Source organism: Hoyosella sp. YIM 151337 (genome assembly GCF_026041215.1).
In the GTDB taxonomy this organism is placed as follows: Bacteria; Actinomycetota; Actinomycetes; order Mycobacteriales; family Mycobacteriaceae; genus Hoyosella.
This window is the reverse complement of record NZ_JAPEIQ010000046.1, coordinates 82,545-109,254: the sequence shown is the minus strand read 5'-3', so window position 1 is coordinate 109,254 and position 26,710 is coordinate 82,545. Positions and strand designations below refer to the sequence as shown.

Sequence of the window (26,710 nt, the reverse complement as noted above, 5' to 3'; positions counted from 1 at the left end):
CGTTGTTTGTGATACTAGTGATTCGGTTTTGTTGTTGTGCGACTCTAGTTACCCGCCGGAATGCATCGCGTCCGCACCCTCTGGCACAGTGCAGTCGAACGGATCGGCCAGCCAGCCATGCGGCAGCACTACCTTCGCCGGTGAGCCCTGCCGGCCCCGTGGGCCCTCCGCGGCAGCTGGGAACGGGGCTTCCCAATCAAGCTGCGCAAGCAGCGTTTCCAGCTCGGAAAGGCTGGTGACGAGGGCCAGTGCTGAACGGAGCTCCGACCCCACGGGGAACCCGCGCAGGTACCAGGCGATGTGCTTGCGGATTTCGCGTAGTCCCTTGAATTCCCCGAAGTGATCCGCCAGCAATTGCGCGTGCCGGTACATGATTTTCGCCACTTCGCCCAAATCGGGCGCCGTCGGCATGGGTCGATCATTGAGCGCAGCGCTCAATTCAGCGAACAGCCAGGGCCGTCCGAGACAGCCCCGGCCCACGACCACACCGTCACAGCCGGTCTGTGCCATCATGCGCGCAGCGTCTTCGGCGCTGAAGATGTCACCGTTGCCGAGAACAGGGACCTCAGTGACGTGTTCTTTCAGCCGTGTGATCTCGTCCCAGTCCGCGGTTCCCGAGTAGCGCTGCGCCGCGGTGCGTGCATGCAGCGCAACTGCCGCGGCTCCTTCAGCGGCGGCAATCCGGCCGGCGTCGAGGTGCGTATGGTGCTCCGCGTCAATGCCAACCCGGAACTTCACCGTGACGGGTATCTGGGTGCCCTCAGTCGCCCGGACTGCTGCAGCCACGATCTGGCCGAACAGATTGCGCTTGTACGGAATGGCGGCGCCGCCACCTTTGCGCGTCACCTTGGGAACCGGGCAACCGAAATTCATGTCGATGTGATCGGCCAGATCTTCCTGCGCGATCATCCGGGCAGCCTCGTAGGTGTACTTCGGGTCAACGGTGTACAGCTGAAGCGAGCGCGGGGTCTCTGTGGGCCCGAACGTCGTCATATGCATGGTGGCTTCGTTGCGCTCCACCAGTGCGCGTGCGGTCACCATCTCGCACACGTAAAGGCCCGCCGTGCTGCCCATCTTCGCGGTCTCGATCTCACGGCACAACGTGCGAAAGGCCACGTTGGTGATGCCCGCCATGGGTGCGAGGACTACGGGGCTGCCCAGCTCAAGCGGACCGATGCGGAGCCGGGACGCTGGCGCCACGGGCATGACGGAGACCTCTGCCACCTGCACTGGACCTTTCTTCGGGACGCAAACACTACAACGATGGTCCCGCGAATGTCCCGCCATTCAAAATGCAGCAAGCGGACTGGTGTTTAGCGCGGCGCCTGCCGGGCACGCGTAACTCATCATTCGGCGCCGCCGGCGTGGCGGTGGAGTTAGCAACAGGTTGATGCCCATGTTCGGAATAGCCTCAGGCATTCGCTTCGTATCCGCCCTCGCTGTGGACACTGTGCACGCAGCTGGCAACGTCATGGCGGGCCGTCAAGTGTGGGCGAATGCCCAGCGCGTCCATATCGAGGCGCGCGGTACACACCGTGCCGACGCGCCCGCGAGCTATCTCGCAGCACTCAAACGTGAAGTGGGAGCTCTCCAAGGTGTTCGCTGGGTGGCCGTCAACGGCATCCTCGGCGATGTCATCGCCGAACATGATGACACTGCTTCGCTCGCGGACTTGCGCGACACAGTTCAACGCGTAGAACACGATTACGGCGCGAATGACCTGCCGCGGGATCGCCCGCTGCACCCAGGCGGCTTCGAGCCAGTGCTGGATGGATTGATCGAGCTAGCTGGTGACGCCGTCGGTGCGACTCTGGGAGTGCTCGGACGGGTTCTGCCGGTGTCGTTGCCGCCGGAAACGATGGCGCTCGTCGCAGGCCTGGACCTGCTGCCAGGGGTCCGCCAGCGCCTTGAGGATCGGTTCGGTCCGGAACGCGTTGAAATGATGCTGTCACTGGCCGCGTCGGCGATCGGCGCTGCGGCGCACAGCCCCATCTCGTCGCTCGCCGACGCCGGTTTGCGTGCTGTCGAGCTGCCAGCGGCACTTGCGCGCCGACGGACGTGGGAGCAGCGGTCACACGAACTCACCGCCACTTCGCGGTTGTCTTCAGCTCGTGCACAGGAACCCCCATCCGCGCGGCCCGTCCCGCTCCCTGCCGGGCCCATCGAGACATATATGCAGCGGGCAAGTACCGTCACCGACGCGACCGCGGCCGCTGCGGCGCTGCTGCAGCTGGGGAACGTGCGCAAAGCTGCCCGTGCGGTTGTCATCGGTGATCCGAAACCCGCCAAGATGGGGTCCGACGCCTTCATCGCTGAACTCGGGCGGACGCTGTCGGTGCGCGGCGCCCTGGTGCGCCACCCAGCGGCACTGCGATGTCTCGATCGCGTCGATACCGTCGTGATCGATGCGGGCGCGCTGGCGTCGCGTGAAACCGGCGAACTCAATCCCCTCAGTGAGGCTGTCATGGCAGCGGCCCATTCAGCGGGCAAAGTTGTGGTGTCACCGAAGTCTTCCGGGTTAGCGGAGCGTGTTGGTGCGGACGACAGCATCGGGGGAGGTTCGCACCTGGCGTCGTCCGTGCATGACTTGCAGGCCAATGGCCATGTCGTGGCTCTAGTCGGTGACCGGAATGATCCTGCTTTCGCTGCTGCGGACTGCGCGATCGGGATCATCACGGAAGACCAGCATCCGCCATGGGCTGCCGACGTCCTCTGCGGTCCCGGCCTCGAAGATGCGTGGTTGCTCCTCAAAGCCTGCACTGTCGCGCGGGTAAGCAGCAACCGCAGCGTGCAGCTGGCGATGCTCGGGTCTTTGTGCGGTGCCGTGCTGGGCCTGTTAGGGCCCGAGCGGGGTGCGTACCGCCGTGGTGCGCTGCCCGTCGCTGTGTCAGCTTTTGTGGCGATGATGGCGAGTGTCTGGTCAGTGCGGGGGCTCACCCATCGCCGTCCGCCCGCGCAGCGTGACGCGACACCGTGGCATGCGATGGCCGTTGCAGAGGCGCTCGAAGCACTGCGTACCGATATGTCCGGACTTCGGGCAGAGCAGGTGGCAGAGCGCCAGACCAACGGGGACGACGATGACTCATCGCAGCAGAATGGTCTGCTGCACGCGACCGCGTCGGAGCTCGACACCCCGCTCACCGCGCCGCTGGCCGCAGGCGCGGGTATGTCGGCGGCGAGCGGATCGCTTTTCGACGCCGTGATCGTCAGCGTCGTCATGCTTGGCAACGCAATCCTCGGTGCCGTACAGAAGCTGGCGGCTGGCCGCGCGGTGCGTACGCTTTCCGAGGCCAGCGTGGTGCGGGCCACCCTGCGTCGCGATAACCGGGAACATACTGCACCTGCCAGTGAACTCGTTCCCGGGGACATCGTGAAGCTGGAAGCGGGTGACTCAGTGCCAGCGGACTGCCGGTTGCTGGAAGCAGAGCATCTCGAAGTTGACGAGTCCAGTTTGACGGGCGAATCCCTGCCGGTCCTGAAGAATCCAGCACCGGTTGATGCCGATGACCTCGCCGAGCGGGCCAGCATGCTCTACGCGGGCACATCTGTGATCGCCGGTGCCGCGACTGCGGTCGTCGTCTCCGTCGGGGATGCCACGGAAGCGGGGCGCAGCAGTGCTCTGCTTGGAGAAGGCAGTCTGCCGGGCGGAGTCGAGGCCCAGCTGCGCACGCTGACTGCGACCTCGATACGCGTGTCGGTGGGCGCCGCAGCCGCGATGCTTGGCATAGGTTTGCTGCGAGGACGGCTTTCGGCGACGGCCAGTTCAGCGGTCGCGCTTGCGGTTGCTGCGGTGCCGGAGGGTCTGCCCTTCGCGTCCACCATCGCCCAGCTCGCCGCCGCGCGGCGGCTTTCGCGCCGCAACGTGCTTGTGCGGGCGCCGCGCACTCTCGAGGCGCTGGGCCGGGTCAGCATGGTGTGTTTCGACAAAACTGGGACCCTCACTGAGGGCCGGATCGAACTGCGCAAGATCAGCGACGCAGCTACCGATAAGCCGCTTAGTGAACTGGATGAGCGTCTGCGGCCGGTACTTGCCGCGGCGCTGCGTGCAACACCAGTTAGTACCGGCGAGCTCCGGCACGGTACAGACCGTGCCCTTGTGTCCGGCGGCGAATTGACGGGCACTGTGCGTGAAGCCGATGAGCCCGGCTGGACGATGGTGCGCGAACTGCCCTTCGCCTATGACCGCGGGTTTCACGCGGTGCTGGGCCGTACCAATGGCCGTCAGATCATCAGTGTCAAAGGAGCGCCAGAGGCCGTGCTGCCACGGTGCTCCGCGCTCCGTGAGGATGGTGCGGTTCGTGAGATGACTGCCACGGAGAGGGAACGTCTGCAGGGGCGTGTCGACGAGCTTGCGGCAGAAGGGTTTCGCGTGCTTGCCGTCGCGGAGCGCGACGCCTCGGAGCGAGAAGACTTCGACGCGGAACGTATCGAGCGCCTCGAATTCGCCGGATTACTCTGCCTGGGCGATCTGGTGCGGTCGACAGCGGCCGAAGCAGTCCGGAATCTGCGCGCGGCGGGCGTCGAAGCGATCATGCTTACCGGTGACCATCCCAGCACAGCTGAAGCGATTGCGGCCGAGCTCGGCATACGGTCAACGGGCCGCGTGATTACTGGACCTGAGGTCGAGACATTGAGCGACACGGAACTTGCGGAGCTGGTCGCGGAGTCCGCCGTTTTCGCGCGGGTGACGCCGACGCATAAGGCAGCGATCGTGCGTGCGCTGCAGGCCGCAGGAAACGCCATTGCAGTGACAGGCGATGGCGCGAACGATGCACCGGCGATCCGGCTCGCCGACGTGGGTATCGCGCTCGGCGCCAATAGCACTCCCGCAGCCAAACAAGCCGCTGACATTGTTGTCACCGACGAACGCATCGAAACGATCGTCGACGCAGTGATCGAAAGCCGGGCCATGTGGCGCTCTGTACGCGAGAGTGTTGCGCTCCTCGTCGGCGGCAACCTCGGTGAGATCGGGTACGCGCTTGGCTCAACGCTCCTCTCGGCGCAGCCTGGCCTCAACGCGCGACAGTTCCTCGCCATCAATCTACTCACCGATCTTGCGCCGGCGCTCGCACTTGCCGCGCGGCCACCACGCGACGTCACCCCAGCCGAGCTGCTCGAAGAAGGACCTGACGCAGCTGTGGGCAACGCACTAAACGGTGAACTCATTGCACGCGCCGCAGCCACCTCCGTGGCAGCGCTGTCCGCCTGGCTCGCGGCCCGTGCTATCGGCCGAGCCAGCGGAGCGCGGTCGGTTGGTTTCGCAACTCTCGTGGGCGCTCAGCTGGCGCAGACGGCGGCGAGCGCGAAAGGCGATCGTGCCGTTCTCACGGCGACAATCGTCTCGGCCTTCGTGCTGTTCGTTCTTGTTCAGTCGCCCGCCAGTTACCTGTTCGGCTGCCGTCCGCTGGGACCGGCCCGGTGGTCCATTGTGATCGCGGCGTGCTGGCTTGCGATCCGGATTGCGGCGCGCATGTCGGAGCGCGCAAAAGAGGAAACACCAGCCGACTGATTCTGGAGCTAACCCCGCCCGATGAATTCGGGCGGGGACCGTCAGTGAGAGTGCCCCCTCTCGGGCTCGAACCGAGGACCTGCGGATTAAAAGTCCGTAGCTCTACCAACTGAGCTAAAGGGGCGTGCGTACTCATTGTGGTGAGCATGCGGGAACCATGCTAGCGAATAGCCGGGCATGCGTGCACGCGGGGCATCCGGTTGTCAGTCTGGAGAGTCAGCCGATCGCTCGACCGTTACATACCGGCCCCGCTGGAGGCCAAATTTCTTGACCGTGAGGCGCGCCAACCACTGATTTTGTACTTTGGCGCCACGTGTCCTATGCTTGCTTCGCTCCCAACGGAAACACTCGTTGGGGAAGCCAGCTGGAGTGATTCAGCGGGCCCCCTTCGTCTAGAGGCCTAGGACGCCGCCCTTTCAAGGCGGTAACGCGGGTTCGAATCCCGTAGGGGGTACACTCTCTTGGGAGTGGAAAGTTGCATATGGCCCTGTGGCGCAGTTGGTTAGCGCGCCGCCCTGTCACGGCGGAGGTCGCGGGTTCGAGTCCCGTCAGGGTCGCTTCGTTGTACGATCGAAGCTCGTCAGCTCCCTCGGGGGCTGGTTCGGCCAGGTAGCTCAGTTGGTACGAGCGTCCGCCTGAAAAGCGGAAGGTCGCCGGTTCGATCCCGGCCTTGGCCACCATATTCTTTACGCTGGTAACGGCGTTATTCGCGCAGGGTATCCGGCGTTGGGTTTCGGGCTTCGATCTTTGCCGCGCCCTCGGCCTGCAGTACACCACCGCGTGCCATCGGCGGGCTCGAATGCCTTCTCGACCTGGTGGAGCGTGTCCATTGCGAGGCGGCCGTAGACGAAGCCCGCGATGATCGCGGGGTGGCCGCGCAGAGTCTGAATTCGAATGTGCCGGAATTCGCACTTACAAGATTAAACGGCGCGCTGCGCGCCCAGACGAACTGCAGTGGTGCGGTTAAGTGCTCCGGGCAGCCGGGCGCGAACAACGCTGTCCGGTCACGTCAGATCGGCAGCCGCCGAATGAGGATCGGCTCCTCGCCGAGGATGGCAACCGCGCCAGCGTCGACGAGAAGGCTCGGCGACAGTCTCTCCCTGGTGAGCCTCCGACGGTTAGCTTGAACTTTCACGCGTGTGATTCAAGCTTTCGCTAGTTAGCTTGAATCACTTACCGACGGTGCAAGGTACCTTGAACGTCGAAGGCCCTGGTTGAAGCAAATCGCAAAAAGGTTGAACAGCATGGACGTCGACGCTCTTGGGAAGTCGCCGATTGGCAAGCTTGTGCCTATCGGGGGCCTCGATCCTCGTACCTCGCGCGAGTGGAAGTACTGGGCGTACCTTCCCGACAACCTTCCTGAACACCCGGCGCTTTCGGCGAAGGCCCTCAATGCATCAGCCAAAGCCGCGATGTCGGTTGCCCGGTTGGACGAGGCTGTTTCACAACTTCCGCGACCCGAGATCATCGTCCGCCCGATCGTTCGCCGGGAGGCCGCGAGTACGTCGGCCCTCGAGGGTACCTACGCGTCGTTCGACGAGGTTCTTGAAGCGGACTTCCTTGAGGACCGAGAGATGTCTTCCGAACAGCGGGAGATCCGCAATTACACGATCGCGACCGAGGCAGCCGTGAAGCAGGTCCACGCGCGCCCTATCTCGCGAACATTCTTGGGGGAGTTGCAGCGGACGATCGTGAGGGGAACGCGCGGAGATACGCCCGACGCCGGTGATCTTCGACCCCATCAGGTGGCGATCGGTCCGCACAACTCGCCGATTGAGGAGTCACGATTCGTCCCGTGCCCACCCGGGGATCAGCTGGAAGCAGGAGTGCTGGCTTGGCAGGAATGGGTAGAGGGCGACAATGATGTCTTGATCATTGCCAAGATGGCCCTCGCGCACTATCAATTCGAAACCCTGCACCCGTTTGGCGACGGCAACGGTCGGCTTGGGCGTTTAGTGGCGCTCCTTCAACTGATGCGTGTTGGCGAGCTGAAGTATCCCGTCCTGAGCATCGCGCCGTGGTTTGAGAGTCGCCGACAGCAGTATCAGGACGGGTTGCTTGCGGTCAGCATCACTGGTGATTTCAATCCCTGGGTGTTGTTCTTCGCCGAGGCCGTCGACCGTCAGGCGCGTGAAGGTCTTGAGCGAATTCAGCGCCTTCTCGCGCTTCGGGACGATATGGTCACGGACGTCAGGGAGTCGGGTCTTCGCGGGTCCTCGGTTGAACTCGCTGAGCTCATCATCGGTTACCCCGTGATCGACGTCCCGACCGTAAAAGCGCTCATCGGAATATCGTTCGAGGCGGCGAACCAAGCAGTGGCCCGGCTCGTCGACAAAGGTCTCCTCCGGGAGATCACTGGACGGAGGCAGAATCGGCTCTTTGTTTGTCCCGCGGTTCTCGAGGCAACGCGATGGAACTAGCTCGCGGGGACCACGAGGCTCATTTTCATCCGCTTTTTTCGCCACGAGGCTCTGATAGTGGATGTTTGACCCTCAATTTTGGTTCGGTTCGATCCCGGTCTTAGCCACAGTGGGCAGTTTCCTTCTATAGAGGGCTGGCATCAGCCCCTGTTCTTCCTGGCGCTCGATGACGGACCAGTCTCATTGCTCGCGATCGCTCAGTTCATTTGTTGTGATCGCAGCGAAAGCGGCAGCATCCTGGATGTGGGGGTCCACGCGGTGCATGGCAGGCCACACGCCGCTCAGCCCTGGAAACTAGTCCATTGCCCGCCCAGCATCGGGCCCTGCTCGAAGATCGTGGGCTCGAACCCCTGTGCGAGCAGCCACCGCGCCGCGACAATACCTCCTGGTCCGGCGCAGATCACCGCGACGGTGCCCTTCATTGAACTACTGTCGCACGAGACCCAACACGTAGTTTTCTTTGTCGCGAATTTCCGGCTGGGCATGGCGCTCGGACGCTGATGATCGTAGGGTCCTAATCATGTATGGATGGACGGTCGGCGAAATGAATGATCAGTCGGGCCGTACGTTCGTAGTAACCGGTGCGAATAGCGGTCTTGGTGCCGTGACAGCCAGGGTGCTCGCGGAGGCCGGCGCTACTGTCATCCTCGCCTGCCGAAATACCGATAAGGGCGAGCGTGTCGCCGAAGACATCGTCGCGCGCCACCCTGAAGCCAGCTGTGAGGTGCGGGAACTCGACCTTGCTGACCTCAGTTCCGTGTACGAATTCGCGAAAAGCTGTCCACGCTTCGATGTGCTGATCAACAACGCGGGCGTTATGGCGGTGCCGAAATCCCGCACCAAAGATGGCTTCGAGATGCAGTTCGGCACAAACCATCTCGGTCATTTCGCCCTAACCGGGCTGTTGCTTGATCGCCTTGGCGATCGGGTCGTCACTGTCTCTAGCGGGATGCACCTCCTTGGCAAAGTCAACCTTGCTGACCTCAACTGGGAGCGGCGCACTTACCGGCGTTGGCCCGCGTACGCGCAGTCAAAGCTCGCGAATCTGCTGTTCACTTACGAATTGCAGCGACGACTCGACGCAGCCGGCTCTCAGCTTCGGGCAGTTGCCGCACATCCGGGTTACGCCTCGACAAACCTGCAGTCACATACGGGCACGATCCAGGACCGGCTGATGAAAATCGGTAACCGGGTCTTCGCGCAAAGCGCCGAGGGCGGAGCGCTTCCGAGCCTTTATGCGGCCACAGCGCCGAGTCTGCCTGGCGGTAGTTACGTCGGCCCCGGTGGACGCTTCGAGCAGCGGGGCTCACCTGTCCTAGTTCGATCTAGTAAGCGTTCACATGATCGGCGTACGGCAGCTTCGCTGTGGGAGGAGTCCGAGGCACTCACGGGAGTGCAGTACGGAATCCGAGCTAGTTTGGACCCAAAGCAAAATTAACTAGTGGTGGTTAGCTGATTCGGCTGCGAAGACCGGGGCAGATGGCTCACGATAGTTGAGGCTTAGTGGTTGCGCGCTCTCGGTGAGCGATCATATAGGTCCGGCGATGAAGCCAGGGGGCAGATGAGGGAGGCGATGAGGGCTCTGAGCACGACAGCCGTCAACGCGCGGACGGAAACGCACATGTCTACCGATCGACTGCCGAAGGGATTCGCGGTACGCCTCGATTCCCGGGTACGCATCACGGATCGCAGCGCGCGGGGACAGGGTGGGGCGAATCTGGTAGCGCCGTTCGGCACGGTGGTCGCCTTGACGGCACACGAATCGGGCATGATCGATGACGGCGTGCTCGAAGTCACTGACCATGTCAGTGGCGCACTTGCCAGGCGCCTTCTCGATCTCGGCGTGGCTCACCCCCGCCCGTCGCGTGGGCCATCGCGTGCCGAACTCACTGTTGTGATTCCTGTTCGCGACGGCGCCGCCTCATTGGATCGATTGCTCGGTGCGCTGACTGGAGTGTCCATCATCGTCGTCGACGACGGCTCGTATCCGCCTATCGAACGACCCGGCATTACCGTGATCCGCCACCAGCAGCCATTTGGTCTCGCGGAGGCGCGGAACACGGGTCTGCGCGCGGCGCAAACCCCGTTTGTCGCGTTCCTGGACCCTTGTGTGCAGCCCGGTTCGCTGTGGGCAGAGGCGCTGCTCGCCCATTTCGCCGATCCTGACGTGGGGCTTGTTGTGCCGCGGTTGAACCCTCTGCCCAGCCGCCGCCGGTGGGCGCAGCGCTACGACGCGATGCGTCCCTCACTTGAGCCCGGCCGCCGCGAATGTGGCTTGAGCCCCGGTGCCGCGCCCTTTGGTGTGCCAGCGTCGGCCCTGGTAGCACGGCGGAAAGCATTGTTGGCAGTAGGCGGGTTCGACGCGGGTTTCCCGGCCGCGAACGGAACTGATGTGTGCTTACGCCTCGTCAATGACGGCTGGCGCGTTCGCTTCGACCCAGTGGCGGTGGTGCAGAGCGAGGCGCCGAGCGATCTGGCGCAATGGGTGAAGGCACGTGCTGTGGCCGGCAGCGCGTCGGCGCGGTTGTCGGCGTCGTTTTCCGATGCGAGCCGACTGGCGCTCTGGTCCCGGGTGTGGCCGGCCTTGCTCGCGGTGTTCGTGTTGTTGGGCAAGCGATCGACGGCCCTGGGGTTGTTCGTGCTGGCGCTCGGCGGGTCGGCTCGTCTGGCGCGCCGGGTGCCGCCCGTCGATAACACCCTCCAGACTGCGGCGACGATGGCCGCGCTCGAACTGCGCGGAGCGTTCTGGCGATGCTCAGCTCTGGTGCTCCGTCACGCGTGGCCGGTGTCGCTCGCTGCGGCTGTGGTGTCCCGGCGTGCGCGGTATGCCCTGGCCGTGCTCGCGCTCGCGGAAGGTGCGTTCGACTGGATGTCGCGCCGCGACTCTGACGACAGCCTCGACCTGGTTCGCTACGCCGTTTTGCGCCGGGTGGACGATATGGCATTCGGTTTTGGGGCGTGGCAGGGGTACCTCGAGGTCAGGAAACTCCGGCAGCGTTAGTCCGGAATTCGCCAGGGCTGCTGCCCGTCCACCTCTTGAACGCGCGCCGGAATGCGCTGGGTTCCGAGAAACCAAGCCCTGCCGAAATCTGGTCGATGGGTTCGCCGCGTCGCAGGCGAGCCAATGCTGCGTCACACAGCACCTCCTGCCGCAACTGATTCACGGAGGTGCCCTCGGCGCGCAGCAGCCGCCGCAAGTGCGATTCGCTCATCGACACTCGTTTGGCCAGCGTCGCAGCATCGGGAATACCGCCCGCGACGCCGCGCTCGAGCATCCGCCTGACCTTCGTGGTGAGCGGTGTTTCACCTGCGGGTTCGCTGAAAAGAACCGCCGGTGAGTTCCGCAGAAACTCACGGAGCGTGTCCTCGTTCTGGACAACTGGGGCGTGCAGTGTGGCCCGGTCGAACACGATTGTGGCGGTGGGGGCGCCGAAGTGCGGTGCCACACCGTAGAGCGTGCGATAAAACCCCGGTTCGAAATCACCAGGTGCGCTGTGCGGCAGTGTCACGCTGACCGGGGTGATCGCGCGCCCGATCAGCCAGCTCGAGAAGCGGTGGATCAGCAGGAAACACAACTCGATCAGCAACTGGGTGACTAAATCAGGCGGCCGGCTGCGCAGATCTAATTCGATTGCTCCGGTCTGCGCCGGGGATTCGGCAGGTGCGTGAAAGCGGAAGTCGATCGGCGTCATCGCGGGCAATGCGGGCAGAGAGGACATCATGCGTCGCAGCGCATGCTCGAGGTCGGGCGAATGAATCAGCGCTAGCGTCACCAGGCGGAACGTACCGCGGGGGACTGGGGCGGCGCCCAGTCCGCCAAGCTCATCACCAGTGATGTCCCAGACTGCCTGGGTAAATGCCGTCGCCTGCTCAGGGGTGATCGGCACGGAGGGATCGTCCAGCATAGGCACGATCTGCGCCCGCTGAAGTGCAGGCTGCAAGTCTATTCCGCGCCGGTCCGCTGCGCGGATCGTGCGTGCGACGTAGTCAGTGGGTATCGGGCGTTTCATCATGTGGCGCTGGGCGTGAGCGTTTTGGTCACACCCCACTCTATGTGATCGGTTCGGTCATAGACTCCGCGCGCCACGGTCCTCGCCCGTGAAGTTACTGCGTCGTAGTGTTACACCGACCGTAGTGTGGTCAAAACCGATCGAAGGAGACCTTCAGCGTGGAACGCTCCCTCTTCACCGATGAACAGATCATGTTCCGTGACTCGTTCCGGGCCTTTCTCAAGGAACATGTCGCACCACACCACGAGCAGTGGGAGAAGGACGAGATCGTCCCGCGCGAATTATGGGTCGAGGCCGGCAAGCTCGGTTTCCTCGGGACTGCTGTCGACGAGAAGTACGGTGGCGGCGGTGACCCGGATTTCCGCTTCAATGCGATTGTGTCGGAAGAGACCACCCGCGGCGGGTACAGCGGTGTCGGCTTCATGCTGCATAACGACGTGGTGCAGCCGTACCTGACCGAACTCGCGACTGATGAGCAGAAAGCTCGCTGGCTGCCCGGTTTTGTCTCCGGTGAACTCATCACCGCGATCGCGATGACGGAGCCTGGCACCGGGTCGGACCTGCAGGGCATCAAGACCAATGCCAAGAAAGACGGCAGTGACTGGATCCTCAACGGTTCCAAGACATTTATTACGAACGGCATCAATGCTGACCTCGTTGTTGTGGTCGCGCGCACCAATCCGGACGCCGGTGCACAAGGCTTCAGCCTTTTTGTTGTCGAACGTGGCATGGAAGGCTTCGAACGAGGCCGCAACCTGGATAAAGTCGGGCTGAAGGCGCAAGACACGGCCGAGTTGCACTTCAACAACGTCCGGGTGCCCGCCGAGAACATGCTGGGTGAGGAAGGCCAGGGCTTCATCTACCTGATGAAGAACTTGCCGCAGGAGCGCCTGTCGATCGCCGTCGTCGCCGCGGCTGCGATGGAGCAGTGCCTCGACATGACGATCGAGTATTGCCGCGACCGCAAGGCCTTCGGCCGAAACATCGGAGCTTTCCAGAACACGCGGTTTGTTCTCGCTGAGCTGGCGACCGAGACCCAGATGGTGCGTCTTGCCGTTGACAAGTACATCGAAATGCTCAACGCGAAGAAGCTCAGTGTCCAGGATGCTGCCATGATCAAGTGGTGGTCGACCGAGCTGCAGACCAAACTCATCGACCGCTGCGTGCAGTTGCACGGTGGCTACGGCTACATGCGCGAATACCCCATCGCGAAGGCATTCCTCGATTCGCGTGTCCAGACCATCTACGGCGGAACGACCGAAATCATGAAGGAAATCATCGGTCGCTCGCTCAACCTCTGAGGACCTTCGCTAAGCGTGTATCGATGTCCCCTCCGCAAGGCGCGCCAGGCGCCGGGCGGCCTCGCCGAGCACCTGGTGCCGTTTGCAGAACGCGAACCGCACCAGGTGTTTCCAGGCTGCGCTATCAGCGTCGTCAGTGAACGCACTGACTGGTACCGCCGCGACGCCGATCGCGGTGGTCAGCTCCCTGCAAAAGACTGCAGCATCGCTGTAACCGAGGGGGCGTGGATCAGCGCAGATGAAGTAGGTACCGTCGCTGGTGTGCGGAGTAAGGCCCGCGTCGTGGAGCGAGCTAGCAAGAAAGTCTCGTTTGCGCTGCAGCGCGTCACGCAATTGAGCCACCCAGGGCTGTTGCGCGCTCAGCGCTGCCGCGACCGCGGGCTGGAACGGGCCGCCGCCCACAAACGTCAGGAATTGCTTCGCGGCACGGACCGCGGCGACGAGCTCGCGCGGCCCGCACACCCAGCCGATTTTCCACCCGGTGACGCTGAACGTCTTCCCCGCACTGGAGATCGCAAGCGTACGTTCACGCATCCCCGGGAAGCCCGCGAGGGGAGTGTGCACCTTCCCGTCGAACAACAGATGTTCGTACACCTCGTCGGTGATCACGATCAGATCGCGGTCGACCGCGAGTTCCGCGATCGCCAGCAACTCGTCCTGGGACAAAACAGTGCCGGTGGGGTTGTGTGGCGAGTTCACCACCAGCACCTTCGTTGCCGGGGTGACCGCGTCGCGCAGCGAATCAAGGTCGAGCGTGAATCCGCGGCCGTTCGGCACCAGCTTCGCACTGCGATGCCGTGCCCCAGCGAGCGCGACGGCAGCGGCATACGAGTCGTAATACGGCTCGATGAGGGCAACCTCGTCGCCGCGGTCGACGAGGGCAAGCAGCGACGCGGCGATCGCTTCCGTCGCGCCGACGGTAACCAGAACTTCACCGTCAGGGTCGTAATGCGTCCCGTAGCGTGCACCCCGGTCGGCGGAGATGGCTTCACGCAGGGCAGGCACACCCGCACCGGGCGGGTATTGGTTGAATCCGCCGGCAATCGCGTCACGCGCCGCGTCCAGCAAGCTGGATGGTCCGTCCTCATCAGGAAAACCCTGGCCGAGGTTGATTGCGTCATGTCGCACAGCCAATTCGGTCATTTCGGCGAATATCGTCGTCCGGAAGGGTTCGAGGCGCGGCACCAGCATCCAGACACTGTAACCGGAATTCCCAGCCCCCAACGGGCCGCGGGAACTCCCGAAACATCACCACAGAAATAGAAAGGAAGATGCACTCGTGACCACAAACAGCGAGGCATTCATCTACGAGGCTATTCGCACGCCCCGTGGCAAAGGTAAGGCGAACGGCTCGCTGCACAGCGTCAAGCCGCTCTCGCTCGTGGTTGGGCTGATCGAGGAACTGCGTCATCGCTACCCCGATCTCGATGAGAAGCGCGTCTCTGACCTCATCCTTGGCTGCGTCACGCCCGTTGGCGACCAGGGCGCAGACATCGCGCGCACAGCAGTGCTCACCGCCGGGATGCCCGACACGGTGGGTGGTGTGCAGATCAACAGGTTCTGTGCGTCCGGTCTTGAAGCCGTCAACATGGCGGCGCAGAAAGTGCGTTCCGGCTGGGATGACATGGTGATCGCGGGCGGCGTCGAGTCCATGTCACGCGTCCCGATGGCGTCCGACGGTGGTGCGTGGGCGATGGACCCAGCCACCTCGTTCGACACCTACTTCGTGCCGCAGGGCATCAGTGCCGACCTCATCGCGACGCTCGAAGGGTTCAGCCGTGATGACGTCGACGCGTACGCGGTGCGTTCGCAGGATCTCGCGGCGAAGGCATGGTCGGGCGGCTACTTCGCGAAGTCCGTTGTTCCGGTGAAGGACCAGAACGGGCTGACGATTCTCGACAACGACGAGCACATGCGTCCCGGTACGACCGCGGACAACCTGGCGGGCCTGAACCCGTCCTTCGCGGGCATCGGCGACATGGGCGGTTTCGACGCTGTCGCGCTGCAGAAGTTCCACCAGGTCGAGAAGATCAACCACGTGCACCACGGTGGCAACTCCTCGGGCATCGTTGACGGCGCCGCACTGGTGCTCCTCGGCACCGAGCAGGCCGGTAAAGACTTCGGGCTCACCCCCCGCGCGCGCATCGTCGCGACGGCAACGAGCGGCGCAGATTCCACGATCATGCTCACCGGTCCGACTCCCGCGTCGGAGAAGGTGCTGGCAAGCGCGGGCCTGACCACCGACGACATCGACCTGTTCGAGATCAACGAGGCGTTCGCGTCCGTCGTGCTGAAGTTCCAGAAGGACCTGAAGATCCCGGACGAGAAGCTCAACGTCAACGGTGGCGCGATCGCAATGGGTCACCCGCTCGGTGCGACCGGCGCGATGATCCTCGGCACGATGGTCGACGAACTCGAGCGCCGCGACGCACGCCGCGCCCTCGTCACGCTGTGCATCGGCGGCGGCATGGGCGTCGCAACCATCATCGAGCGCGTCTGAACCTGTAGATCCTGCGGAATATTCTCGAAAGGCAACAAAATTGAGTGACAACATGATTGCTTGGGAGCAGGACGCCGACGGCATCGTCACGCTCACCATGGACGACCCGAACCAGGGCGCCAACACCATGAATGAGCTGTTCGGCCGGTCCTTCAAAGCGACCGTTGAGCGTCTCGTCGCGGAAAAGGACACCATCACCGGTGTCGTTCTGACGTCCGCGAAGAAGACGTTTTTTGCGGGTGGCGACCTTGACGATCTGATTCAGGCGCGTCCCGAAAACGCCCAGCAAGTGTACGACCAGGTCGCGGAGCTCGCGAAAGGCTTCCGTGCGCTCGAGACTCTCGGCAAACCGGTCGTTGCGGCGATCAATGGTGCCGCGCTCGGCGGCGGTCTCGAACTCGCCCTCGCGACGCATCACCGGATCGTCGCGAACGTGCGTGGCGTGCAGATCGGTCTGCCTGAGGTATCGCTCGGTCTGCTGCCCGGTGGCGGCGGCATCGTCCGTACCGTTCGGATGCTCGGCCTCCAGAACGCGCTCATGCAGGTGCTCCTGCAGGGCCAGCGCCACCGCCCGGAAAAGGCGAAGGAAATCGGTCTCGTCAACGAGCTCGTCGACTCGGTCGACGACCTGATCCCAGCCGCGAAGGCATGGATCAAGGCCAACCCCGAGGCGCAGCAGCCGTGGGACGTCAAGGGCTTCAAGATTCCTGGCGGAACGCCGTCGAACCCGAAGTTCGCGCAGATGCTGCCCGCATTCCCCGCGAACCTGCGCAAGCAGATCAAGGGCGCACCGATGCCCGCGCCGCGTGCCATCATGGCCGCTGCGGTCGAGGGTTCACAGGTCGACATCGACAACGCGGCGAAGATCGAGCACCGCTACTTCGTTGAGCTGGCCACCGGACAGGTCGCGAAGAACATGACGCAGGCGTTCTTCTTCGACCTCCAGGCGATCAACAAGGGTGCCTCCCGCCCGAGCGGCATCGCGCCGCGTGAGATCAAGAAGGTCGGCATCCTCGGCGCCGGCATGATGGGTGCGGGCATCGCTTACGTCTCCGCCAAGGCTGGCATGGAGGTCGTCCTCAAGGACGTCACCATTGAGGCCGCGCAGAAGGGCAAGGGCTACTCGGAGGCGATCGAGCAGAAGGCGCTTTCGCGTGGCAAGACCACCGAAGAGAAGTCGAAGGTTCTGCTTGACCGCATCATGCCGACGGCGGATGCAGCCGACTTCGAGGGCGTCGACTTCGTGATCGAGGCCGTCTTCGAGAACCCAGAGCTGAAGGCGAAGGTCTTCCAGGAGATCGAGGACGTCGTCGACTCCGACGCCGTGCTCGGATCCAACACCTCGACGCTGCCGATCACCATGCTCGCGCACGGTGTGAAGCGTCAGGAAGACTTCATCGGCATTCACTTCTTCTCGCCGGTCGACAAGATGCCGCTGGTGGAGATCATCAAGGGTGAGAAGACGTCCGATGAGACGCTGGCTCGCGTGTTCGATTATGTGCTCGCGATCAAGAAGACCCCGATCGTCGTCAACGACAGCCGCGGGTTCTTCACCTCGCGAGTGATCGGCATGTTCATCAACGAGGCCGTCAAGATGCTCGAAGAAGGTGTCGAGCCGTCGACGATCGAGCAGGCGGGCCTGCAGGCTGGCTATCCCGCCGCACCACTGCAGCTGTCGGATGAGCTGAACTTCCAGACAATGCAGAAGATCTTCAAAGAGACCCTGGAGGCCGCCAAGGCTGAGGGCAAGAAGATCGATGACGCCGCGATCGCGTCCGGCCGTGTCATCGACAAGATGATCGGCGAGTTCGAGCGCACCGGCAAAGCTGGCGGCGCCGGGTTCTACAACTACAAGGACGGCAAGCGCGATGGCATCTGGCCGGGCCTGCGCGAGACGTTCAAATCGTCGCCAGAACTGGACGTGCCGCTCCAGGATCTGATCGACCGCATGATGTTCGCGGAGTCGCTCGAGACCGTCAAGTGCTTCGACGAAGGTGTGCTCATGACGCATGCCGACGCGAACATCGGCTCGATCTTCGGCATCGGCTTCCCGGCCTGGTCGGGCGGTGTCATCCAGTTCATCAAGGGTTACGAGGGGGGCGTTGATGGCTTCATCAAGCGCGCCGAGGAGCTTGCCGCCACGTACGGCGAGCGTTTCACCCCGCACCCGCGGCTGAAGGAAATCGTGGGTAAGTAGCAGCGCAAACTGGGCCCCGGGTGTGCGAGATTGAACACCCGGGGCCCAGTGCTCGTTTAGCTAGCTGAAGTTGAACAAGCTGCCCAAATCGATGCACAAGAAGCCCGTGCAACGTTCTTGAGCAGGGTCGGGCGTGAAGGAAATGACAACGCGAGGCTGCGTAGTGGGCGGTGCGATGCTGATGTCATCGCCAAAGGACGAACCCCCGCCACCCCCGCCAGCCGAACCAGGTGCCGCATCCGCGCCGCCGCCCCCGCCACCGTACAGGCCACTGCCTCCGCCGCCGCCGGCTATTTGTGCGTTGCCGCCTCCGTTGCCGCCAATGCCGACATCGCCCGCCGAGCCTGAATCACCTGAACTGCCGGCGCTACCGCCGGTTCCGCCAGCCGACTCCGTCCCTGGACCACCCCCACCGCCAATACCAGAACCTCCAGCGGCGCCAGCGTGACCACCACTATTGTCTGGCGCGGAGCCTGCGCCGCCTCCGCCGCCGCCCGCGGCAACGATAAGCCGAGAGTCTAGATCCGCTGGGTTGCGGCGAATATCTGATGCCCCGCCTCCTCCGCCGCCCAGAAATGCGCCGCTGCCGCTATCCCCTCCACCATTGAACCCGCCGGCCCCGCCGAAGTGTCCGCTCACGCCGTCACCGCCGACGAAGATGAACAGGCGTGGGGGGTACTCGGAGATCACGCTTGTGACCTGCCCTCCTTGGCCTCCGTCACTTCCTCCTATGCCCTCAGCGGGCATGCCAGCGCCTCCGCTGCCACCAATGGCAACCACATGGAGGTCACCGGTGCCGCCGAAAAGGTCAAGGACATACTGCCCGGGCGAACTGTACGTGCACGTGACGGTGGTTCCGGACGCCGTGCACTCAGACGGAAATTGTGCGGCCGCCGACGAGGGGAGCAGGGTTAGGTGGCCGAGGGCCAGTGATCCGGCCGCGAATACCCCCAATCCGCGCGAACGTGGGCGTTCTCGCAGGGACTTCTGGCTAGTGAGTTCACTGTCCATGGCCGCAGTCCGATCAGTCGAGCCGGATAGTCAAGCGAAATTAAAGGGAAGGCTATCAGTCAGCAAAGCGACTGGGTGGTGTTTGCGTCCATTTTGTCTCGTCCCCTGACTGCTTCCGGCGGTGTGCAAAAGGATGCAAAGCATGCAGCGTTTATGTGAATTGCCACCATCAACATTCGGCCACAGCGCACCTCGGGTCGTTGACAAATTAGTTACAGGGTATTGCTAACTAGTTCCACTGAGAGCAAGCTAGATCATTGTGGCGTGGCCCACACTTGAATCCATCCGTCCTGACTGGAGCGTGCACATGAGCACCACCGAGAATCCTGCCGCCCCTCCGAAGCTGCGCCCCGTCGACATCGCGCACCACACTCACTTGACCGGCGTGTTCGCGCCGCAGCGGGAAGAAGTTGACGTCCACAACCTCGCAGTGGAAGGCGAACTGCCGCACGATCTCTCAGGTGAGTACCTGCGCAACGGCCCGAACCCGCGATTCGACCCCATCGGCACCTATGTGTACCCGATCGACGGCGACGGCATGGTGCATCGCATTGCCATTCGCGACGGCGCGGTGAGTTACACCAATAGGTTCGTGCGCACCCCCATGGTGGTTGCCGAGGAGGCAGCGGGGCGTGCCATTTGGGGTGGCGTCATGGACCCGTACGCACCGCCCGCTGAAGAAGTCGGCCCCGAACTCGCGGGCCGGTTGCGTGATCTCCCAGACATCAATGTTGTCCGCCATGGTGGCCGCCTGCTGGCGATGGCTGAAGCGGCGCAACCGTACCGGCTTGATCCGAAAGATCTCAGCACCCTCGGGCCCGACACGTGTGGCGGCGCGATGCCAGTTGGCAGCACGGCGCACCCGAAAATCGACCCGGAAACCGGGGAGATGGTGCTGTTCAACTATCTATTCGAACCGCCGTATTTGACGTGGGCTGTCATTGCAGCAGACGGCTCGGTTGTGCGCACACCGACCGTCGTTGACGGCTTGGACAAGCCGCTGATGATCCATGACATGGCACTCACCCGCAGATACATAGTGCTCTTCCTCTGCCCCTTGGTCTTTGACTTTGTAGCGGTGTTCCGTGGCGGCTCAGTGCTGGATTGGCGTCCGCAGGACGGGTTGCGTGTCGCGCTCATACCGCGGGACGGGGGACCGGTCCGCTGGTGCGACACCGACGCATTCTGGGTGTGGCATTTCGCCAATGCCTTCGACACGCCGGACGGGCGAGTCACGGTGGACTACGCCGAATGGTCATTTCCCAGCGGATTCACAGGCCAGGAGGAACCCGCTCGCGGAAGAATGGCGCGGGCCGTCATCAATCCGGAAACAGGTGCATTCGACCGAACGGTCGTGAGCGACCGCGACGTCGAGTTCCCGCGGATCGACGATCGCCGCCTCGCTGGTGAGCACAGGCACGCCGCGGCAGTCGGCGATAGTGGCGGGCGCGACGGCGTTTTCGACAGCCTGCTCTTCTTCGACATGGCGCAGGGCCGGGAAACGAGCTGGAACGCGGGCGCGCTATCGGTGGGTGAACCGATCTACATGCCCGGTTCGGAGAATGACTACTGGGGCATGATTGGTACGGACCGCAACGACATGACGTCGTGGTTTGTGATCCTGCCCGTCGACGATCCTGCGTCCGGTCCGCTCTGCCGAGTGCGTATGCCGATCAGGGTGCCAGCCGGGCTGCACGGAGCGTGGCTTCCGGACTGAATGCATTGACAGTCGTGATGGCTCCAGCGTTTACCGTTGAGCCATGACGCAGATCGTTCGCACATCCGCGGTTGCGTGCTAAGTATGTCGGTTTTGGAGCGACTGCAAAGTGTCTTCGTTGCGCTTGCAGCGCTGCTCGGACTCGCTGCGGGCATCGCGCTGCCGATAGGTGCGGCGGTGGGATCTATCGTGCTGCCCGCACTACTGCTGATGATCACGGCTGTTTTTCTGCAGATGGACGCCGCGCAGGTTCGGGCCGCGCGGGACACGAAGAAGCTTGTCGCCGTGAGTCTGGTGATCAACTTTATGTGGACGCCGCTCTTCGCCTGGATGCTCGGAGCGGGACTGCTTGGCGGCGCTCCGGATCTCAGAATCGGATTGCTGTTGCTGCTCGTAACGCCATGCACGGATTGGTATTTGGTGTTCACCGCACTCGCGCGCGGCCATCTTGGCGGTGCGGCGGCACTGCTGCCGATCAACTTGGTACTGCAGTTGCTGTTGCTGCCGGTGTATGTGCTGTTGCTGGGCGGCGAAGCGGCGATGATCGGGGTGGGCCCGCTCTTTGAGGCGATTGTGCTGGTGCTGGCGGCGCCTCTGGTAGTGGCGGTGGTGCTCCGCTGGCTGACAGCGGGGAGTGCGCGCGGCCGAACGCTGACTAACTCGGCTTCCCGGGCGATTCTGCCGCTGCTGTATCTCGCGGTGTTTGCGATGTTCGCGTGGCAGGGTCGGGTGGTGGCAGACCACGGGGGAGAGTTGCTCCTTCTGCTCATTCCGCTTGGCTTGTTTTTCGTGGTGACGCCACTCATCGCGCGGATGGCAGGCTCTCTCAGTGCACTTCCGGATGATCAGCGTGTGACACTGACGATGACGACGGTGGCCCGAAACTCGCCGATTGCTTTAGCTTTAGCGGTGGCAGCGTTCCCGGACCGGCCGCTGATCGCCGTGGCCTTGGTTATTGGCCCGCTGGTGGAGTTGCCCGTGCTTGCGTTGCTCAGTCAGCTGGTGCGGCGCCCAGTTCGCGCGTAAGAGCCGCGATGCCGTCGAGGATGCGTTCGAGCCCGAACGTGAAGTCGAAGTCCAGCTCGTCGTCGGCGTCGAACACGCCGGCCTGGAGGACTCTGGTGACGGCGGGGAAGTCGTGGCGGTTGGTGAGTCTGCGCAGCAGAGCGGCGTACCCGGTGAGCACTTCAGTGGAGTTGCTGCGCTGCATCGCCGCGGTGATCTGGGCGGTGAGAGTGGATTCGCTGCGGACGAACATGCTGACGAGCAGCACCGCCGAGGTCTGCTCCGTTTCGGTGAGCCCGCCACGAGCGAAACAGCGAAGGGCGCTTTCAAACCACCGCACCGAGTTGGGGGTGATGGGCGGGCCGGGGATCGGCACGTTCATCGTCCACAGGTGTTGTTGGTAGCGCGCCCGGAGGTCCCATGCCCACCGGGTAATCCCGCTGCGCCAGGTGTCGGTATCGGTGGGCAGGCCGGGTTCAGGGGGGCCGACGGCGGTGTCGACCATGAGGCTGAGCAGTTCCTCTTTTGACGAGATGTGCCGGTAGAGCGACATTGGCCCCGTGCCCAGCTCAGAGGCGACCCGCTTCATAGAGACGGCGTCGACCCCGTCGGCGGCCGCAACGTCGATGGCAGCGCTGATGATCCGTTCTGCACTGAGGCTCGGCTTGGGGCCGCGCGCCGCCGCGGCTGAAACGCCCCACGCCTTGGCGAGGGCAGGTGTCAGCAGGCTGTTGTCGCTGGGCACGGTCATTCTTCTCCTTCAGTATCGACAACAACCTTAGTGCGCGTATATGATACGCAATTAAGCGTATAGCATACGCAAAAGGAGGAAGAATGACCGATACGATCTGCGAAGTGCGGGGTCTTCGCAAGGCATATGGAAGCCTCGAGGTGCTCACCGGAGTGGACTTCAGCGTGGGAGCAGGAGAAGTCTTCGCGCTCCTTGGTCCCAACGGCGCCGGCAAAACCACCACGGTACGCATCCTGTCGACCCTCACCCAGCCCGATGGCGGCACCGCCACCATCGCTGGGCTCGACGTCGTCAAGGACCGCAAAAGCGTGCATCGCATCATCAGCCTGACGGGGCAGTACGCAGCCCTGGACGGTATGCAAACAGGAGAAGAGAACCTGCGCATGATGGGCCGACTGACGGGACTCTCTCGGGCTGCGGCCCGAGAACGCGCACACGAGTTGCTCACGCTTTTCGACCTCGCGGAGGCGGGCAGACGGCGAGTTGTTACTTATTCAGGTGGTATGCGCCGCCGGCTCGACATTGCCGCCAGCCTCGTCGGCCAGCCGGCCTTGATCTTCCTAGACGAGCCGACCACTGGCCTTGATCCGCGAAGCCGCAAGACGATGTGGGACACGATTACAGCACTTGCCGCGGATGGCGTCACAGTTCTCTTGACGACGCAATACCTCGAGGAAGCGGATATGCTCGCGGATCGGATCGCGCTCATCGACCACGGCCGTATCGTTGCGAACGGCACGCCCGCCGAACTCAAACGACTTGTCGGTCAGGAGCGCCTCGACGTCCGATTTGGGGAAGCCGAGGCGTTCACCCGGGCCACCAGCCTGCACTCGCACGTTATTGCGAACCGCGAGGCGCTGACCGTCGGCTTCGCAACCGACGGTACCGCCCGGCACATCCGTGAATTGCTCGGCACCGTCGACCCGCTCGGCACTGACATCGAGACATTCTCGCTGCACCAGCCGACCCTCGACGACGCCTTCCTGGCTCTCACCGGGCAGCCGAAAGGCAAGGAGACCGCACATGTCTAATGCGATCGTCATGGTGGAGCGCAACATTCGCTTGAGCACGAGGAATGTGGAAGCACTGCTCACCGCGGTGATGTTGCCGATCCTCATCCTCGTGCTCTTCGTCTATCTGTTTGGCGGCGCGATCCAGACGGGCTTCACCGACTATGTCGATTACGCCCTGCCTGGTGTGCTTCTGCTGTGCACGGGGTTTGTATCCGCCCTCACGGCGACTCGCGTCAGCGAGGACCTGCAGGAAGGCATCGTCGACCGTTTTCGCTCGCTCGGGGTGGGCGGTGCGGCAATGCTCGGTGGACACGTTGCGGGCAGTGTGCTCCGCAACGCGGTCTCGATAACACTGCTGATCGCTGTCGCGTTGCTGATCGGTTTCTCACCGAACGCGTCAGCGGCCGAATGGTTGCTGGCACTCGGGGTGCTGCTGCTGTTCGTCTTCGCGATCTCCTGGCTGGCTGCAGTATTCGGGCTGCTTGCGAAAACACCCGAGGGCGCGGCGGGTTTCCAGTTCTTCATCATGTTCCTGCCCTATCCCAGCAGCGCGTTCGTGCCGGTGGAGACGATGCCGACGTGGCTGCACTGGTTCGCGGAGAACCAGCCAGCCACGCCCGTCATCGAAACGGTGCGGGGCCTGCTCCTCGGGACGCCCATCGGCTTAAGCGGTGTGCTCGCCGTAGCGTGGTGCGCCGGGATCGCGGGAGTATCCATGCTCCTCGCTGCACTGCTGTTCCGCCGGCGAGTGCGCTGATACCAGGTTCACGAGTAACGGGACACGTTCACGGGCAGTTGTCGTGAATCTGTCCCGTTACTCGTGCGTTTGGCAGGGCCACCGTTACTGTCAAGTTGTGGCGCTCGCAGTGTGTCTGCTTTTTGATCCGGACTCAGACCGCGCGGTGCGGCAACTGTGGCGCCGCGCAGAGGAACTGGGCTTGCCGACCCTCCTCTCGCACACTCATGGCCAGCACCACGCACATCTGTCGTATGTCGTACTCCTCGAATGGGAGCAGCGGAAAGTTGAGATGGCCCTCGACACTCTGGAGCGCCGGGGCCCCTTCACGCTGTGGTTCGACGCGGTCGGTGTGATGCGACGGGGGAGAGTCTGCTTGATGCCCGCTCCCACCTCCGACCTGGCTGCCCGCCAGACCGCTGTCTTAGACGCCGTCGAGAGCACGGGGGCGCTGGTGCACAAACACTACGCGCGCGGGCGCTGGCTGCCACATTTGTCGATCGTCACAAGGGCGGCGCGGGACCGCGTGCCTGCGGTCTCACATGTTCTCTTCGACGTCCTGCCGCTGCAGCTCACCGTCGCGGGAACCGCGCTGATCGACTCCGCCACCGGAAGAATGTGGCGACTGCGCGGAGTTTTGTGAACTCCCGCTTCACCGGTTTGCCAAAGCCGTCGACGCCCGTAATGTGCGTTATATGGAGCACACGTCAAAGTCGACAATCCGCAGGGTCGGGCTCGCCGACGTCCTCAAGAAGGCACCCGCCCTAATACCGGATGCGCCCAAGATGTTGCGCGGCGCGGTCGGGCTGGTAACCGTCACCGGGGACACCAAAAAGTCACTTGGCCTGGTTTTCCAGGACGCTGCAAGCAGGCACCCGGACCGGCCCTTCTTGCGGTTCGAGGGTGCGGAAATCAGCTACGGTGACGCCAACCGGATCGTCAACCGCTATGCCGCCGTGTACGCCAAGCATGGCGTCGAAAAAGGTTCGGTGGTAGGGATTCTCGCATCGAACCGTCCGCATACGCTGCTCGCTGCGCTCGCCGCAGTCAAGCTGGGTGCGACCGCGGGCATGCTGAACTATAACCAGCGCGGCGATGTCCTCGAACACAGTCTGAAGCTGCTCGGCAGCACGGTGCTCGTGGTTGGCGCGGAATCTCGGGAGGCGCTCGAATCGGTTTCCGCGGAGAAGGTCAAGGGCGTCGTCATCGGTTTGCGACACGGGGACGACATGCTCGACGGAGCAGCCGATCTGGACGACCTCGCCGAAGGGGCTTCGGACGCAGACCCGCGCGCGTGCGCGAACGTCTCTGCGAGAGACAAAGCGTTTTACATCTTCACCTCCGGCACAACGGGGATGCCGAAGGCCAGCACGATGTCGCATATGCGCTGGCTGAAGAGCATGTATGGACTCGGTGGCCTCGGCGTGCGGTTAAAGAGCGACGACGTGCTGTACTCCTGCCTGCCGCTGTACCACAACAACGCGCTGACGGTGTCGCTGTCCTCGGTTCTCGGCGCGGGCGCGACCCTCGCGCTCGGCCGGTCATTCTCGGTGTCCCGCTTCTGGGACGAGGTCGTCGCGACCGACGCGACCGCGTTCTGCTACATCGGCGAGCTGTGCCGGTACCTGCTCAATCAGCCGGAGCGACCGGCTGAGCGGCAGCACAAGGTACGCGTCATCGTCGGCAATGGGCTGCGCCCCGAAATTTGGGATGACTTTCAGCGCCGTTTCGGGATCGAGCGGATCGCCGAATTCTACGGTGCCAGCGAATGCAACCTCGCGTTCGTCAACGCACTCAACATCGATAAGACCGCGGGAGTGTGCCCGCTGCCGTTCGCGATTGTCGACTACGACCAGGAGACCGAAGAGCCGCGCCGCGGGCAGAACGGCAAGCTGCGTAAGGTGAAGCCGGGCAAGCCAGGGCTGTTGATCACCAAAATCACGAGCCGCGCGCCGTTCGACGGTTACACCGATCCCGAAGCGTCCGAGAAAAAGGTGCTCCGCAACGCGTTCAAAGACGGGGACGAGTGGTTCAACACCGGGGACCTCGTGTACAAGCAGGGACTGTTCCACATCGCTTTCGCGGACCGGCTTGGTGACACGTTCCGCTGGAAGGGTGAAAACGTCGCCACGACGGAAGTCGAGGGCGCGCTCGGAAGCCACCCCGGCGTCGATCAGGCAGTCGCTTACGGTGTTGCTGTTCCCGGAACTGACGGCAAGGCAGGCATGGCCGCTGTTAAGCCTTCCGAGGGTGCTGAGTTCGACCCGAAGGCGATCGCTGACCACCTCTTCAGTGAGCTGCCGAGCTACGCGATCCCGCTGTTCATCCGGGTGATCGGCGAAGTGGAGCAGACCTCGACCTTCAAGAGCCGCAAGGTGGATTTGCGGAATGAGGGTTATGACCCCGACAAGGTCTCTGACCCGATCTACGTGCTCGCTGGCAAGGACAAGGGCTACGTCGAGTTCTACCCCGAATACGCCGACGACGTCGCCTCGGGCAAGATCCGCGTGTAACCCCAGAAACAAGAAGTGGCTCCCGGG

General features: G+C 63.4%; 20 protein-coding genes and 4 tRNA genes. 16 read left to right on the top strand and 8 right to left on the bottom strand.

Going from position 1 to position 26,710, the window contains the following annotated elements; genetic code table 11:
* Positions 1-48: 48 nt before the first annotated feature.
* Entirely contained in the window at positions 49-1,206 is a 1,158-nt protein-coding gene (gene dusB / locus ONR57_RS22450; protein WP_265125958.1) for a tRNA dihydrouridine synthase DusB, read from the bottom strand.
* Positions 1,207-1,390: 184 nt separating this feature from the next.
* Here dusB and ONR57_RS22445 point away from each other — a divergent pair, with 184 nt between their 5' ends.
* Positions 1,391-5,509, top strand: a complete 4,119-nt coding sequence (locus ONR57_RS22445; RefSeq protein WP_265125930.1) for an HAD-IC family P-type ATPase — start codon at positions 1,391-1,393, stop codon at positions 5,507-5,509.
* Positions 5,510-5,560: 51 nt separating this feature from the next.
* Here ONR57_RS22445 and ONR57_RS22440 read toward each other — a convergent pair.
* A tRNA-Lys gene (locus tag ONR57_RS22440) sits at positions 5,561-5,633 on the bottom strand.
* Between the two features lie 257 nt (positions 5,634-5,890).
* Here ONR57_RS22440 and ONR57_RS22435 point away from each other — a divergent pair.
* The 3 genes from ONR57_RS22435 to ONR57_RS22425 all read left to right on the top strand — a co-directional run bounded on the left by ONR57_RS22435 (position 5,891) and on the right by ONR57_RS22425 (position 6,189).
* Positions 5,891-5,963: transfer RNA gene (locus ONR57_RS22435), tRNA-Glu, on the top strand.
* Between the two features lie 29 nt (positions 5,964-5,992).
* Positions 5,993-6,066, top strand: a tRNA-Asp gene (locus ONR57_RS22430).
* 46 nt (positions 6,067-6,112) lie between these two features.
* Positions 6,113-6,189 (top strand) — tRNA-Phe (locus tag ONR57_RS22425).
* 329 nt (positions 6,190-6,518) lie between these two features.
* On the opposite strand, the gene ONR57_RS22420 is transcribed toward ONR57_RS22425, so the two are convergent.
* Positions 6,519-6,644 carry a hypothetical protein gene (locus ONR57_RS22420; RefSeq protein WP_265125929.1) on the bottom strand — a complete coding sequence of 42 codons (126 nt, stop codon included), beginning with the start codon at positions 6,642-6,644 and terminating at the stop codon, positions 6,519-6,521.
* Between the two features lie 109 nt (positions 6,645-6,753).
* On the opposite strand from ONR57_RS22420, the gene ONR57_RS22415 reads away from it, so the two are divergent.
* Complete coding sequence (locus tag ONR57_RS22415; RefSeq protein WP_265125928.1) at positions 6,754-7,929, top strand: Fic family protein; 1,176 nt, start codon at positions 6,754-6,756, stop codon at positions 7,927-7,929.
* A gap of 281 nt (positions 7,930-8,210) precedes the next feature.
* On the opposite strand, the gene ONR57_RS22410 is transcribed toward ONR57_RS22415, so the two are convergent.
* Positions 8,211-8,351, bottom strand: coding sequence for an NAD(P)-binding protein (locus tag ONR57_RS22410; RefSeq protein WP_265125927.1), 141 nt, complete (start codon positions 8,349-8,351; stop codon positions 8,211-8,213).
* A 98-nt stretch (positions 8,352-8,449) separates the two neighbouring features.
* On the opposite strand from ONR57_RS22410, the gene ONR57_RS22405 reads away from it, so the two are divergent.
* Together ONR57_RS22405 and mftF are read left to right on the top strand one after the other, a co-directional pair.
* A complete protein-coding gene (locus ONR57_RS22405; RefSeq protein ID WP_265125926.1) occupies positions 8,450-9,367 on the top strand; it encodes an oxidoreductase in 918 nt (305 codons plus the stop codon).
* A 183-nt stretch (positions 9,368-9,550) separates the two neighbouring features.
* Positions 9,551-10,930: a mycofactocin biosynthesis glycosyltransferase MftF gene (gene mftF / locus ONR57_RS22400; RefSeq protein WP_265125925.1), complete on the top strand. Its 1,380-nt coding sequence runs from the start codon at positions 9,551-9,553 to the stop codon at positions 10,928-10,930.
* Here mftF and ONR57_RS22395 read toward each other — a convergent pair.
* Entirely contained in the window at positions 10,908-11,942 is a 1,035-nt protein-coding gene (locus ONR57_RS22395) for an AraC family transcriptional regulator (RefSeq protein ID WP_265125924.1), read from the bottom strand. The genes mftF and ONR57_RS22395 overlap by 23 nt on opposite strands.
* A gap of 155 nt (positions 11,943-12,097) precedes the next feature.
* Here ONR57_RS22395 and ONR57_RS22390 point away from each other — a divergent pair, with 155 nt between their 5' ends.
* Positions 12,098-13,240, top strand: coding sequence for an acyl-CoA dehydrogenase family protein (locus ONR57_RS22390; protein WP_265125923.1), 1,143 nt, complete (start codon positions 12,098-12,100; stop codon positions 13,238-13,240).
* A 9-nt stretch (positions 13,241-13,249) separates the two neighbouring features.
* On the opposite strand, the gene ONR57_RS22385 is transcribed toward ONR57_RS22390, so the two are convergent.
* Positions 13,250-14,431 (bottom strand): pyridoxal phosphate-dependent aminotransferase, encoded by a 1,182-nt coding sequence (locus ONR57_RS22385; RefSeq protein WP_265125922.1) that lies wholly within the window; start codon positions 14,429-14,431, stop codon positions 13,250-13,252.
* An 88-nt stretch (positions 14,432-14,519) separates the two neighbouring features.
* Between ONR57_RS22385 and ONR57_RS22380 the strand changes: the two genes are divergently transcribed.
* Entirely contained in the window at positions 14,520-15,740 is a 1,221-nt protein-coding gene (locus tag ONR57_RS22380; protein ID WP_265125921.1) for an acetyl-CoA C-acetyltransferase, read from the top strand.
* A 40-nt stretch (positions 15,741-15,780) separates the two neighbouring features.
* Positions 15,781-17,937 carry a 3-hydroxyacyl-CoA dehydrogenase NAD-binding domain-containing protein gene (locus tag ONR57_RS22375; RefSeq protein WP_265125920.1) on the top strand — a complete coding sequence of 719 codons (2,157 nt, stop codon included), beginning with the start codon at positions 15,781-15,783 and terminating at the stop codon, positions 17,935-17,937.
* 60 nt (positions 17,938-17,997) lie between these two features.
* Here the strand turns inward: ONR57_RS22375 and ONR57_RS22370 are convergent, their stop codons facing one another.
* Complete coding sequence (locus ONR57_RS22370; RefSeq protein WP_265125919.1) at positions 17,998-18,948, bottom strand: glycine-rich protein; 951 nt, start codon at positions 18,946-18,948, stop codon at positions 17,998-18,000.
* Positions 18,949-19,255: 307 nt separating this feature from the next.
* Between ONR57_RS22370 and ONR57_RS22365 the strand changes: the two genes are divergently transcribed.
* Both ONR57_RS22365 and ONR57_RS22360 read left to right on the top strand, forming a co-directional pair.
* Positions 19,256-20,665 (top strand): carotenoid oxygenase family protein, encoded by a 1,410-nt coding sequence (locus tag ONR57_RS22365; protein ID WP_265125918.1) that lies wholly within the window; start codon positions 19,256-19,258, stop codon positions 20,663-20,665.
* An 84-nt stretch (positions 20,666-20,749) separates the two neighbouring features.
* The gene (locus tag ONR57_RS22360; RefSeq protein WP_265125917.1) at positions 20,750-21,691 is read left to right on the top strand and encodes an arsenic resistance protein; all 942 of its coding nucleotides are present in this window, start codon (positions 20,750-20,752) and stop codon (positions 21,689-21,691) included.
* Here ONR57_RS22360 and ONR57_RS22355 read toward each other — a convergent pair.
* Positions 21,657-22,421: a TetR/AcrR family transcriptional regulator gene (locus ONR57_RS22355; RefSeq protein ID WP_265125916.1), complete on the bottom strand. Its 765-nt coding sequence runs from the start codon at positions 22,419-22,421 to the stop codon at positions 21,657-21,659. The genes ONR57_RS22360 and ONR57_RS22355 overlap by 35 nt on opposite strands.
* An 83-nt stretch (positions 22,422-22,504) precedes the next feature.
* Between ONR57_RS22355 and ONR57_RS22350 the strand changes: the two genes are divergently transcribed.
* The 4 genes from ONR57_RS22350 to ONR57_RS22335 all read left to right on the top strand — a co-directional run bounded on the left by ONR57_RS22350 (position 22,505) and on the right by ONR57_RS22335 (position 26,683).
* Positions 22,505-23,452 (top strand): ATP-binding cassette domain-containing protein, encoded by a 948-nt coding sequence (locus tag ONR57_RS22350; RefSeq protein WP_265125915.1) that lies wholly within the window; start codon positions 22,505-22,507, stop codon positions 23,450-23,452.
* Positions 23,445-24,191 (top strand): ABC transporter permease, encoded by a 747-nt coding sequence (locus ONR57_RS22345; protein WP_265125914.1) that lies wholly within the window; start codon positions 23,445-23,447, stop codon positions 24,189-24,191. Before ONR57_RS22350 ends, ONR57_RS22345 begins: the two co-directional genes overlap by 8 nt.
* Positions 24,192-24,288: 97 nt before the next feature.
* Complete coding sequence (locus ONR57_RS22340) at positions 24,289-24,813, top strand: 2'-5' RNA ligase family protein (protein ID WP_265125913.1); 525 nt, start codon at positions 24,289-24,291, stop codon at positions 24,811-24,813.
* Positions 24,814-24,865: 52 nt separating this feature from the next.
* Entirely contained in the window at positions 24,866-26,683 is a 1,818-nt protein-coding gene (locus tag ONR57_RS22335; protein ID WP_265125912.1) for a long-chain-acyl-CoA synthetase, read from the top strand.
* Positions 26,684-26,710: the final 27 nt, after the last annotated feature.

Coding starts and splice junctions, on each gene's coding strand:
- ONR57_RS22345 (WP_265125914.1), top strand. CDS start 23,445: ATGTCTAATGCGATCGTCATGGTGGAGCGCAACATTCGCTTGAGCACG.
- ONR57_RS22385 (WP_265125922.1), bottom strand. CDS start 14,431: ATGCTGGTGCCGCGCCTCGAACCCTTCCGGACGACGATATTCGCCGAA.
- ONR57_RS22415 (WP_265125928.1), top strand. CDS start 6,754: ATGGACGTCGACGCTCTTGGGAAGTCGCCGATTGGCAAGCTTGTGCCT.
- ONR57_RS22350 (WP_265125915.1), top strand. CDS start 22,505: ATGACCGATACGATCTGCGAAGTGCGGGGTCTTCGCAAGGCATATGGA.
- ONR57_RS22365 (WP_265125918.1), top strand. CDS start 19,256: ATGAGCACCACCGAGAATCCTGCCGCCCCTCCGAAGCTGCGCCCCGTC.
- mftF (WP_265125925.1), top strand. CDS start 9,551: ATGTCTACCGATCGACTGCCGAAGGGATTCGCGGTACGCCTCGATTCC.
- ONR57_RS22355 (WP_265125916.1), bottom strand. CDS start 22,421: ATGACCGTGCCCAGCGACAACAGCCTGCTGACACCTGCCCTCGCCAAG.
- ONR57_RS22360 (WP_265125917.1), top strand. CDS start 20,750: ATGTCGGTTTTGGAGCGACTGCAAAGTGTCTTCGTTGCGCTTGCAGCG.
- ONR57_RS22370 (WP_265125919.1), bottom strand. CDS start 18,948: ATGGACAGTGAACTCACTAGCCAGAAGTCCCTGCGAGAACGCCCACGT.
- ONR57_RS22445 (WP_265125930.1), top strand. CDS start 1,391: ATGCCCATGTTCGGAATAGCCTCAGGCATTCGCTTCGTATCCGCCCTC.
- ONR57_RS22395 (WP_265125924.1), bottom strand. CDS start 11,942: ATGATGAAACGCCCGATACCCACTGACTACGTCGCACGCACGATCCGC.
- ONR57_RS22405 (WP_265125926.1), top strand. CDS start 8,450: ATGTATGGATGGACGGTCGGCGAAATGAATGATCAGTCGGGCCGTACG.
- ONR57_RS22335 (WP_265125912.1), top strand. CDS start 24,866: ATGGAGCACACGTCAAAGTCGACAATCCGCAGGGTCGGGCTCGCCGAC.
- dusB (WP_265125958.1), bottom strand. CDS start 1,206: ATGCCCGTGGCGCCAGCGTCCCGGCTCCGCATCGGTCCGCTTGAGCTG.
- ONR57_RS22410 (WP_265125927.1), bottom strand. CDS start 8,351: ATGAAGGGCACCGTCGCGGTGATCTGCGCCGGACCAGGAGGTATTGTC.